The organism is Mucilaginibacter roseus (genome assembly GCF_021215455.1).
GTDB lineage: Bacteria > Bacteroidota > Bacteroidia > Sphingobacteriales > Sphingobacteriaceae > Mucilaginibacter > Mucilaginibacter roseus.
In genome coordinates this window covers 565,299-577,762 of record NZ_JAJPWV010000001.1, presented here as the reverse complement: position 1 = coordinate 577,762, position 12,464 = coordinate 565,299, and the positions used below count along the sequence as shown (strand labels likewise).

Here is a 12,464-nt window from a genome sequence, read left to right as displayed (position 1 = left end):
TATAATTATGCTGTAGTTTGATATTGTGATTGTTCGATAACTCTTTTGTACTCTTTTGGATAAACCTTTACAAACTGGGTTGATACCTCGTTCCAGTTATCCAGTAATCCTTGTGCCAGCTTGCTGCCGGTTAGCTGTATGTGCTTGCGCAGTAAGGTCAGTATCTCTTCTTCATCAGTAACTGATAGCGGGTCAAGATCAACCATTTCGGTGTTACATTTTTCGGCAAAGTCATTCTCCGGATTGTACACCCAGGCTAAACCGCCGCTCATACCTGCCGCGAAGTTGCGGCCTGTTGAACCCAGTATCAGCGCACGGCCACCAGTCATGTACTCACAACCGTGATCGCCCACGCCTTCAACTACCGTGGTAGCACCTGAGTTACGCACCGCGAAACGCTCGCCGGCCATACCGCCTACAAACAACTCACCCGAAGTGGCACCATACAAGGCCACGTTACCGATGATGATATTCTCTGACGGCTTAAACGTAGCGTTAGCTGCCGGATAGATAGCCAGTTGAGCGCCCGAAAGGCCTTTGCCCACATAATCGTTAGCCTCGCCTTCCAGCTCAAACGACACGCCTTTGGTAGCGAACGCGCCAAAGCTTTGTCCGGCCGAGCCTTTAAACTTAAAGTTGATGGTATTGGCTGGTAAACCTACTGAACCGTACACTTTAGATATTTCGTTTGACAGCATGGTACCGATGGTACGGTCAACGTTAACTACGTTGAATGACGCGTAAACCGGGGTTTTATCCTCTAATGCCGGTTTAGCTGCTTCAAGCAATTTCCAATCGATAATGTTGCTCATGCCATGATCCTGGCTTTCGCTGTTGTACAGGGTAGCGCCTTTAGCGTTGGTTACCGGGTGCAGGATGCCTGACAGGTCAATGGTACGGGCTTTCCAGCTCTTCACATTATCTTTTACTTTCAGGAACTGTACACGGCCAACCATCTCGTTAACGGTACGGAAACCTAACTCGGCCATTACCTCGCGGAACTCCTGTACCAGGAATTTGAAAAGGTTAACCACATGCTCCGGATCGCCAGAGAACAGTTTGCGCAGTTCCGGATCTTGCGTGGCTACACCTACCGGGCAGGTATTTAAATGACATTTACGCATCATGATACAACCGCCTGCAACCAAAGCAGCAGTGGCTACGCCCCACTCCTCGGCACCCAAAAGGGTAGCTATGGCAATATCACGTCCGGTTTTTAGCTGACCATCCGTTTGCAGAACTACACGACTGCGCAGTTTGTTGCGTACCAGTGTTTGGTGCGCCTCGCTCAAGCCGAGCTCCCACGGTAAACCGGCGTGCTTGATGGAGCTTATTGGTGATGCACCGGTACCGCCGTCATAACCTGCAACCAGTATAACATCGGCGTGGGCTTTAGCCACACCCGCGGCAATAGTACCCACACCGGCTTTTGATACCAGTTTAACATTAATACGCGCGGCACGGTTAGCATTCTTTAAATCGAATATCAACTGCGCCAAATCCTCAATAGAATAAATATCGTGGTGCGGCGGCGGCGAGATCAAACCCACGCCCGGTGTTGAGTGGCGGGTTTTAGCAATCCAGTCGTCAACCTTATGGCCCGGTAGCTGGCCACCCTCGCCCGGTTTTGCACCCTGCGCCATTTTTATCTGTAATTCGTCAGCATTGGTAAGGTAGTTTGACGTTACCCCGAAACGTGCCGACGCTACTTGTTTAATTGCGGAGCGCATAGAGTCGCCGTTTGGCAGCTTCTCGTAACGCATTTCATCCTCGCCACCTTCGCCGGTATTACTTTTACCGCCGATGCGGTTCATGGCAATGGCCAGCGTGCTGTGTGCCTCGTGAGAGATGGAACCGAACGACATGGCGCCTGTTGCAAAACGCTTCAGTATGCTTTCTGCCGGTTCAACCTCGTCAATACTGATTGGTTCGCGGTGGTGGGCAAAATCAAACAAACCACGGATGGTGTAATGCTTTTCGCCCTGCTCGTTGATCAGCTTGGAATAGTTTTTATATACGTCGTAATTGTTGGTACGGGTAGCATGCTGCAACAGGTGAACCGTTTGCGGGTTAAACAAGTGCGCTTCGCCCCTGCGTTTCCACTGGTATATACCACCTTCGGGCAGCAAGTGAGCGTTATCTTCTTTATTGATATTGAAACCTGCGCGGTGCTTGGTAAGCGACTCGCGGGCTATTTCATCCAAGCCTAAACCACCTATGCGGCTAACGGCGCCAACAAAGTAATTGTCAACCACATCCTGGTTTATACCCAATATTTCAAACACCTGCGAACCATGGTATGATTGCAGCGTGGAAATACCCATTTTTGAGAATATCTTCAGCAAGCCATCATTAACCGATTTTACGTAGTTTTTATGCAACTGGCGCAGATCAAGGCTGGTTTCCAGGCTGCCGCTTTCCATCATGGTTTCGATGGTTGACAGGGCCAGGTACGGGTTAATTGCCGTTGCACCGAATGCCAGCAAACAGGCAAAGTGGTGTACTTCCCAAACATCGCCACTTTCAACCACAATACCTACCGCGCCACGACGGCCTTTTTTGATCAGGTGGTGATGCACGGCTGATACCGCTAACAATGACGGGATTGGGGCGTGCTCTGAATCCACGGCACGGTCTGACAGGATCAATACCTCAAAACCATCATCAACAGCGTCCTCCGCGTAGCGGCAAAGCCTGGCTATACCCTTTTCCAGCGAACCCGGCAGACCGTCAGCCTTAAAGTACGTTTGCAGTGTTTTAGCATGGAACAAACCGGTATCAATACTACGCAGTTTTTCCAACTGATGGTTCTTTAATATCGGATGCTTAAGCATTACGCAGTGGCAATGCATTTTATCTTCGTCCAGCAGGTTGCCATTGTTACCTATAAAGGTAGCAAGGCTCATTACCAAACGCTCGCGGATCGGGTCGATAGGCGGGTTGGTTACCTGCGCAAAGAACTGCTTAAAGTAGCTCGACAGGTGCTGAGGCTTGTCAGACAATATAGCCAAAGGCACATCGGTACCCATTGAGCCGATAGGCTCCTTGCCGTCCAGCGCCATTGATTTGATGATCAGATCAGTATCCTCACGTGTATAACCGAATACCTTTTGGTAACGGTAAACCGAATCGGCACTTAATGAAGCGAAAGCTAAACGAGGCTCGGTGAGTTCATGCAAGCGTATCTTATAGTTTTCCAACCAGCGGCCATAAGGCTGGCGCGATGCTACCTGGTGCTTTATCTCTTCATCGGTGATGATCTTGCCTTTCTCGGTATCGATCAGGAACATCTTACCTGGCTGTAAGCGGCCCTTTTTAACAATGGTACTTTCATCAATGATCAGTACACCTGCTTCTGAACCGGCTACCACCCTGCCATCGCTGGTGATGGCGTAACGCAGCGGGCGTAAGCCATTACGATCCAACACGGCACCTACCAGTTTACCATCAGTAAAGCTGATAGCAGCCGGGCCATCCCATGGCTCCATCAGTGTAGCGTGATACTCATAGAACGCCTTTTTGATCGGGTCCATCTGCTCGTTACCATCCCATGCCTCAGGTATCAGCATCATCATTACATGTGGCAATGAGCGGCCGGTGTGCAGCAATATCTCGATAATATTGTCCAGGCAAGCCGAGTCAGACTGATTATTATCAATAACCGGCAACAGCATCTCCATCTCCTCATTTGTAAAGTATGATGATGCCAGCGATTGCAGGCCTGAGTAGAACCAGTTCAGGTTACCGGTCAGGGTGTTGATCTCACCGTTGTGCGCTATCAGGCGGAACGGCTGCGCCAGCTTCCATGACGGGAAGGTATTGGTTGAGAAACGTGAGTGGATCAAAGCAAAGCCCGAGGCCACACGCGGATCAGACAGATCAGAGAAATACTTACGCAACTGGTAAGTAGTTAACTGGCCCTTGTAAATAATAGTTTTAGCCGAAAACGAGGTAAAGTAAAAAGCATCGGCAGCTTTCGGAAACTGTTCGGTTACCGATTTATTAATATAGCGGCGCAGCACATAAAGTTTACGCTCAAAATCATCAATATTTAAAATATGGTGCGGCTTCGCCACAAAAATTTGCTCTACATCCGGTTCTGCACTGCGGGCGGTTTCTCCAATAACGCTGTTATCGGTAGTCAACTTACGGTAACCCAGCTTATGCAGGCCCAGCTTTTCAACCGCTTTATCAATAATGGTACGGCAGGCTTTTTTCAGGGTTGAGTCTTTCGGGAAAAAGATCATACCCACACCGTACTCTCCCGGTTCAGGCAGACTGATCTCGAGGTTTGAGCACTCTTCCATCAATAATTCGTGCGGTAACTGTATCAGTATACCGGCACCATCGCCCGATTCCGGATCGCATCCGCAGGCGCCGCGGTGCTCCATATTCTCCAGCATGGTAAGCGCGTCGCTTACTATCCTGTGCTCCTTATGGCCGTTTATATTAGTTATAAATCCGGTTCCGCACGAGTCGTGTTCAAATTCAGGCCGGTAAAGGCCCTGGTGGCTATCAGTTTGATTCATAATAAAAATTAAACCGTTTCAATTAGGGTGTAATTACGAAGATAATTAAATTGACAAACACTAAAAATAAGCGCAATATTTTTGCGACTTTCTTAATATAGCCAAGATAATATGATGTTAATTTAATAATTTTTTAATGAAAACTATTATTTATTACATATTTAAGCGAATATAGAATCATTCTAAAATCAGAATTTAATTTTGAAAATTAGAATATCGTAATATAGTATTCCGATTATCTCTACCTGATGGCAGGTTTATACCGCTTACAGCAAAATTGCTGATGCTTTATTGGGTCAGTTAAAATTTTAGAATTGCTAATTTTGCAAAAATTTAAAACAAATGCAAGAAAAGAACAAAGCAGTATTCCTCGACCGCGACGGTGTGTTAAACAAAGAGATGGGCGATTACGTGTGCCGTCTGGAAGATTTCCATGTGCTGGACAACTTTGAAGCCTTAAAGACACTTCAGGACAGAGGATACTTGCTTATTGTAGCTACTAACCAAGGCGGTTTAGCTAAAGGCTGGTACACTGAGGACGAACTCGGCAAAATGCACCAACACCTGAGCGAAGTTTACCGTGAACACGGCGTAACATTTACCGATTTTTACTATTGCCCGCACCACCCCAATTTTACGGGTGATTGCGACTGCCGTAAACCCAAACCCGGCATGTTGCTTAAAGGCATTGAGAAATATAATATCGATCCGTCAAAATCATACTTTATTGGCGACCGCGAGCGCGATGTTGAGGCAGGCACACTGGCGGGCGTTACGGGTATATTGATTGATAGCGACCAGCCGATAAGCACCGTGTTACATTTGATAAACTAATCGGAGTTATTCACAAATGCCGAAAACCCGCTATTTAAAACATCTCGATACGCTGTTATTCGCTATAGCGGGTTACTTTGCGGTTTACTTTTTTACAAAATACAGCGGAGTCGGTATATCGCCCGACTCCATTATGTATGCCAGCGCTGCCGAAAGCATTTACAAGCACGGCAACCTTATTACTTTTAATGGCTCTCCCCTTACCTTTTTCCCGGTGTTTTACCCGGCGGTGTTGAGCTTGAGTTTTCTGTTCGGAGTTGACGCTATAAAGGCCGGGCCGGTAATCAACGGACTACTTTTTGGCGGGGTTTTGCTGTTGACAGGCTATTGCATCAGCAGGTTTAAAAAGCCTTCTGTACTATATAAATGGCTGGTGTTAGCGGCCATATTGCTTAGCCCTGCCCTGCTTGAGATTTACAGCTATTTATGGTCAGAAACGTTATTCATTTTCCTGACCATCCTTTTTGTACCCTTTTTTAAGCGATACTTAGATTCACCGCGAATAAAACATTTATTGTACGTCGCGGTGGTTGCGGGTTTATGTTGTATTACCCGATATGCCGGCATTACGGTTATAACTACCGGATGCCTGATGATATTGGCAAATGCCAAACCTGAGCTTAAAAAACGTTTTGTACATATTACCCTATTTGGCTTTGCAGGGTTATTGCCATTGATAATTAACCTGCTGGTTAACTATTTTTCATCCGGCTATTCAACGGGTACCCGCAAACCATCAGTAACCACGTTTGGCGAAAACCTGCATTATTTTGGTGTTACTATTTGCGGTTGGCTTGGCCTTACCGAAGCCGCCTACTCTTACGGCGCAATGTTAAGTGCACTAATTTTAATTGCTTTGACAGCTCGTTTCATCTGGCAGGTGAAGCAAAAACAGATAAACCGTTACGAAACCATATTTTTAAGCTTCGCAATAGTTTACGCTACGTTTATATTAGTGATAGCCTCGGTTTCAAGATTTGAGCAATTGAATTCGAGGCTTCTATCGCCTATGTATGTGCCGTTATTATTAGCCTGCACCGATTGGGTACCGGGTGCTATTGTTGCCTTTAAAAACAACAGTCGTAAATGGATGGCTGCCGTGGCCGTTATTATAATGGCAGGTTTTCTGTACAACCTTACGCTTATTGACCTGAAACGCTATGACGATGAATTTGAATACGGCGTGCCGGGCTATAGCGATGACGACTGGAACACCTCCCCTTTTATAAGCTTCCAGAAAAAGAACAAGCATATATACAAACCCGGCATCCCCGTTTACTCCGATGCTGATGAGGCTGTATATTTTTTTACCGGCGGCCACGCTAAACTGGTTCCGCAAAAATTTTTCACTGCTGACGTTGCCAAATTCTCGCAGCAAAAAAAGTTCTACCTGGTTTGGTTCAATGCCATGGCTAATGCTGAACTAATAAGCATTGCTGACATTGAAAAACAATTTCGTGTAAAAAAACTTTATGGGTTTGATGATGGCGCGATCTATCTGATGGAAAAGCCTTAACGGTAATTAAAGTATTGGTTATTAATTTAATAACTATCTTTACAAAAATTTTCACCCATGAAAAAAACCTTTTACCTTTTTGCATTAATAGGGCTTGCTGTGCTCTCTTGTAAAAAAGACGGCAAAAGCCCGTCAAAACCTGATCCGGAACCCGATAATAAGGAGTACACCGTTAATTTTAATGTTGGTATTAATGCCGACAGCCAAAAAGTAGTAGGTATTGCACCAAACGAAAACGGCTTAACCACCAATGCTCTTGTTGATATTAAGTCGATAGCCACCTACTTGCAATACCGTGTGTACGATGCTTCAGGAAAAATTTTGGGATCATTGATACAACTTAGTAATCAACCCAACTTTGGCAAACTTGCAGACAGCTTTAAGACTGGTGAATACACGGTTGTTGTTTGGGCTGCAAGCGCCGAGCCTAATATAAAAGATGATAAAATATTTGGTGTCGGGCGCGAAGTGTTCTACAAAAGATTTACACTAAAGGTTGATGCTACAACCGCAGTAAATCAAGAAGTAAATCTGCAACGAATTGTAGGCCAGCTGCAGGTTAAAATATTGGATACTGTACCAAATAAAGTATCGCGCATTATATTAAACATAACCAACGACTATGGTTTTGACATACCTACCGGTGTATTATCCAACTCACCAGGCTCATTCACACAAACCTATTTAACAACCGACTATCAAGGCAAGCCCGATTTTGTGGCTACAACTTATGTGTTAAATACAGTCAGTAGGATAAATGTTAATATAACCAGCTACATTGGCAGTGATGTGTTTACAAACACTACGGTTAACGGCGTAAAGTGCCTGCCAAACAAGCGTACTATATTATCCGGAAAGATATTTTCTAACCCAAGCGGCGTATTTAATTTCACATTTAACGACTGGGAACCTGTTGCCGACACTGTTGGCTTTTAATTTTACACTCACCTTAAACACATTGTAATGAAAAATATATTTAAAATGGCCGCATTACTATTGCTGGCATTTTCATCGTGCAAAAAGGATAAACCGGCTGCACCTGTAGGTGATGGCAAACTTCATAACGTTAACTTTACTTTTAACGCGTTTAGTGTTGAATATGCCAACACTCAAACCAATGATTTGAAAAACAACGCACTCGCTATACAAGCAATAGAAAGCAATCAAATTCGAGTATTTATATATGACAGTAACGGTAAACTTTACCGTGAATCAACTCTTAGAAGAGGTATTGATGGCAGCTACGCGAATATATCATACCAGCTACCTTCAGGCACATACACCTTTGTATTTATTAACTTAAGTCTAATCAACAATTTCGGTTATCCAAACAAGGACCAATTGAATACTGGTTATATTTATTATAGTGGCACAAACGTTGACAGGGGCGAGTTCAGGGAAACATTTTACAAGCGATTATCAGTTACGGTAAGTAACAACGATGTGTCAAACACTGTTGATCTGACACGGGTGGTTGCCGGTTTAAAAATTATTATAAAGGATGCAATACCGGCAAATGCATCTACCCTAATTTTAACTATCGATACCGTTTACAGCGCGATGCAGATAAAAGATGGTTTGCCTTTAAAGTCAGATAAATATGTTGATGTTGCCTTTTGGGACCGTTACTATTTCAATAATTCAGCAGGCACTTTAAACTATACAATTACAAAGCAGCTTTTAAGTGGCCCAAACAACACCATCAGCCTAAGCTTAAAGGCGTATAACATACGCCAGGAGATAATCGCAACAAAAGCGATCAGGAACATCACAATCAATCCAAACAAAATCACTGTACTATCGGGCAATCTGTTTGGGGGTAATGGCACAAACAACAACGCCGTTGACGTGAAGGCCGACACAACCTGGAGTTCAGACATTCTGTATCAATCATTCTAACAAAGGCTATGAAAAAGGTAATTTATATTTGCGCATTGTTTGGTATTGCTCTGGCATCATGCAAAAAAGACGGCAAAAGCCCGTCGAAACCTGATCCGGACAACAATAATAAAACTTATGAGGTAAGTTTTAACGTTGGTATAGATGCCAGCAGCAAAACAATCAGCACAAAATCAGCAGGCGGGCAAAAAATCAATGCAGATATTGACATATCGGACGTTGCTTCATTTTTAGCTTATTTTGTTTACAACGCTCAGAATAAGCTGGTGAGCCATTACGTTCAGGACAGCACCCTGACAAACTTTGGTTCGGTAAATGATAATTTACAGGCGGGCACCTATACCGTAATGCTATTAGCTACAGATGGAAAGCCTACGTTGTATAACGATGAACATTTTGTAGCCATAGGCAGAGATAACTTTTATAAAAAGTTCACGCTAACGGTAACCAACTCCGCCGTAACGCAAAATATAAACCTGGAGCGCCGCAATGGCCAACTGGAAATCAAAATATTGGATGCCATACCACAAGGGACCAACAGCATAAGCTATGAAGTAAGTACTGACAGGGCTTTAAATATAGCTGACGGCTTACCGGGCGATCCCACCTATTTAAGGAGCTATGTAAAAAAGATACCCACTAATTTGATTGGTACTACAAATTATAGTTTCCTGCTATCGTTAACCAACACCGATAGAAACCTTAGGGTAATAATTAATTCTGCAACAGGTAAAAAAGTAGTTATTGACAGCGTAAAGGTGATGCCTAATACACGCACGGTACTATCAGGTAATTTGTTTGATGTTAACTCCGCCGGTTTTAACGCAAGCTACGATCAAGCCTTTGAGACCGACACAACAATTGTTGAATTTTAACACAGCCATCTCATGAAAAAAATACTTACTATAACCATACTTGCAGCCCTGGTATTTACAGCGTGCAAAAAAGATAAAGCGCCCGAAAACACACCCAACGACAGCAAAAAATACGAAGTAAAATTTAATGCAACAGGCTTTTCGCAGGAATTTACGGATGTTGATCCATCATCAGTAACTAAGGGCTTAAAAATTAACGCCATACTTGACACCACAACCGACGCGATACGCCTCAATATTTTTGATAGTCAGGAAAAAGAAGTTTATAAGGGCGCAACTTCGGTATACGGAGGCAACCTCGGGCAGTTTTCGGTAATCTTACCACAGGGCAACTACAAAGCGGTATTTACCGGCATGAAAGAGACTTACTACAGTGAAGGCCGTTTTAGCTATAATTTAATAGTTGACTTGGAAAGTGACGGCAACTATTATTACGTATATCAATTGGATACCGAATTTGGCCCTATGCAGTTATCGAAAGATATATTTTTTAAAGAGGTGAACTTCAGCGTTCCGCAAAACAACCAAACTCAAAACGTAACCTTGCAACGAATAACCAGCAGGCTACGGGTAAACATAAAGGATTACGTACCTACCGCGGTAACCCGTATTGATGTTGGTATAGATTCAACGTATAACAAATTCAGCAACAGTCCTGAAGTGTACCATGAATTAGTCAGTAGCGGAGGATCTTTTGGGATTGCACAAAACAAGCGCAATGATATAACCGCAGACGTGCAAATGCTGGTACCGCCAAACAGTACTCATACCGTAAGTATAAGAGCATATTCGGGCAGTACGTTATATGCGCAAAAAATCATTACAGGCGTTGTTTGCAGTCCTAACAAAATTACGCTGGTGCGTGGCAATTTATTTGGTGGCGCTACAGGCCCGTCGGGCAATAATGTTAAAGTTGATACCGCCTGGAGTTCAACCGTGATCAACAAATCATTTTAATATCTCGAACATGAAAAAGATTTACATACTGACGAGTTTGCTGGTTGTGCTTTTCGCATCATGCAAAAAAGACGGCAAAAGCCCGTCGAAATCCGATCCGGACAATAATGGAAAAAAATATCATGTAAGTTTTGATGTTGGTATTGAGGTTAGTAGTGCCAGCGAGTTAAGCGTTACACCTTCGGGTAAATTGCGCAACAATGAAGCCGTTGACCTTGCTAAAGCCGTCTCCTTTTTAAGTTATTACGTTTACAACAGCAGCAACCAGCTGGTAAATGAGGTAACGCAAAACAGCACAAACCCGAATTTTGGCTTAATAAACCACGAATTTAGCAACGGTACTTACACCCTTATTGTTTTTGCCACAAAGACTGCACCCGCCTTTTTTGATGCCACAAAGGTTAAAGCAGTGGGGCAACAATTATTTTATGCTAAATATACCTTCACTATTGCTGACGCCGGGGTTACCCGTAACCTGGATTTAAAACGCGTAAACGGGCAATTACAAATAAAAGTTCTCGATAAAATTACACCGGATATAAGGGTTATAAAATTCGATATACATAATGATCGTGAATTGCTCTTATCTACCGGTTTACCAAACACGCAATCATCATACACACATAATTACGTTAAAGGCGTAACCAACCATATAGATTTTACCTTTGGCACATATGTTACCAATACCGCGGACCCTGTTAGCGTAACCATCACTACGTTAAACCAAGCCAATACGCCTGTTAAAATTATTACCGTTGATAATGTTATTATAAAGCCTAACACCCGTACCATACTCTCGGGCAAATTATCTGAACCTTTAGGTACAGGCAATTTTGGAGTTGGCTACGCAACTTATGCGGATACAACTCAAATTGAGTTTTAACCATTGAACCTGCAATCATGAAAAAAATATTTTTTAGCTTAACTCTGGCATGTATTATTATATCGGCCTGTAAAAAAGATAATAAACCTTCGCCACAAAGTACCAACGGTAAAAAATACCAGGTAGCATTTAATGTTAGCAGCTTTACGCAGCAATACCAAAATATTAAAACAAACGCGTTAGGCGATTCGCTTATTTATCCAACCTACGGTAGGTATCCACTCTCCAGAAGCGTATCTGTATACGTATGTAATGATGCCGGATATCAAGTCGCGGTTAAATATGTAAATACATCCACAGGCAACATATCGCTCGAATTAAATGAAGGCCACTATACAGCATACTTTTTTAGCTCTTTGAATGATAACACAGAGGGTTTTAACCCATATAATGACCCAAGACAAACGTACGATGCCGTTGGCGCTTACACATCTGCAGACGGGCCTGATGTAGGAACCTTGCATTATGGAAATTATGATGGGATACAACCATTCACACGCGAATCATTTTTCAAGAAAGTTGACTTTACGGTTTCAACTACCAGTACAACGCCTATTACGGTACAATTAACAAGTATAGTTGCCAAAGTTATAGTTGAAGTTAAGGATGCGATACCTGATAACATCGATTTAATTTCTATTGGTGTGGATTCACTATCTGATGAGTTTATTTTTAAAGGTACTGCGTGGCGTGAAAAAACCCGCTTGAGTTGCGAATATGATATACCCAACACATTGTATTCCCAAAAAGGCCGCAAGTTTGTATCGTATTTTTTAGTTGAGCCCAATACTATAAGGGATGTAAAAATAGGCTACCGGCTTAAAGAAACAAACGACAGCAAGGTAAAAACCATACAGAATGTGCCTTTGAGCCCTAACAGTATAACCGTGCTTTCGGGTAAATTATTTAACAACCTCGGTTTAAAGGTTGATACCACCTGGAATACAAACGTGATCAATCAATCATTTTAG

At 43.3% G+C, this 12,464-nt stretch carries 9 protein-coding genes; 8 read left to right on the top strand and 1 reads right to left on the bottom strand.

All coding sequences use genetic code 11. From position 1 onward, the window contains the following. Positions 1-5: 5 nt before the first annotated feature. The gene (gene gltB / locus LT679_RS02535) at positions 6-4,529 is read right to left on the bottom strand and encodes a glutamate synthase large subunit (RefSeq protein ID WP_232175351.1); all 4,524 of its coding nucleotides are present in this window, start codon (positions 4,527-4,529) and stop codon (positions 6-8) included. Between the two features lie 342 nt (positions 4,530-4,871). Here gltB and LT679_RS02530 point away from each other — a divergent pair, with 342 nt between their 5' ends. The 8 genes from LT679_RS02530 to LT679_RS02495 are packed head-to-tail and all read left to right on the top strand — an operon-like array spanning position 4,872 to position 12,464. Next, a complete protein-coding gene (locus tag LT679_RS02530; protein ID WP_232175349.1) occupies positions 4,872-5,363 on the top strand; it encodes a D-glycero-alpha-D-manno-heptose-1,7-bisphosphate 7-phosphatase in 492 nt (163 codons plus the stop codon). 16 nt (positions 5,364-5,379) lie between these two features. Next, the gene (locus tag LT679_RS02525) at positions 5,380-6,879 is read left to right on the top strand and encodes a hypothetical protein (protein WP_232175347.1); all 1,500 of its coding nucleotides are present in this window, start codon (positions 5,380-5,382) and stop codon (positions 6,877-6,879) included. Between the two features lie 57 nt (positions 6,880-6,936). Beyond that, complete coding sequence (locus tag LT679_RS02520; protein WP_232175345.1) at positions 6,937-7,815, top strand: hypothetical protein; 879 nt, start codon at positions 6,937-6,939, stop codon at positions 7,813-7,815. Between the two features lie 27 nt (positions 7,816-7,842). Then, entirely contained in the window at positions 7,843-8,778 is a 936-nt protein-coding gene (locus LT679_RS02515; protein ID WP_232175344.1) for a FimB/Mfa2 family fimbrial subunit, read from the top strand. An 8-nt stretch (positions 8,779-8,786) separates the two neighbouring features. Then, entirely contained in the window at positions 8,787-9,653 is an 867-nt protein-coding gene (locus LT679_RS02510; RefSeq protein ID WP_232175343.1) for a hypothetical protein, read from the top strand. Between the two features lie 12 nt (positions 9,654-9,665). Beyond that, positions 9,666-10,610: a FimB/Mfa2 family fimbrial subunit gene (locus LT679_RS02505; RefSeq protein ID WP_232175342.1), complete on the top strand. Its 945-nt coding sequence runs from the start codon at positions 9,666-9,668 to the stop codon at positions 10,608-10,610. A gap of 10 nt (positions 10,611-10,620) precedes the next feature. After that, positions 10,621-11,493 carry a hypothetical protein gene (locus tag LT679_RS02500; protein ID WP_232175341.1) on the top strand — a complete coding sequence of 291 codons (873 nt, stop codon included), beginning with the start codon at positions 10,621-10,623 and terminating at the stop codon, positions 11,491-11,493. Between the two features lie 17 nt (positions 11,494-11,510). Continuing rightward, positions 11,511-12,464 (top strand): hypothetical protein, encoded by a 954-nt coding sequence (locus tag LT679_RS02495; RefSeq protein ID WP_232175340.1) that lies wholly within the window; start codon positions 11,511-11,513, stop codon positions 12,462-12,464.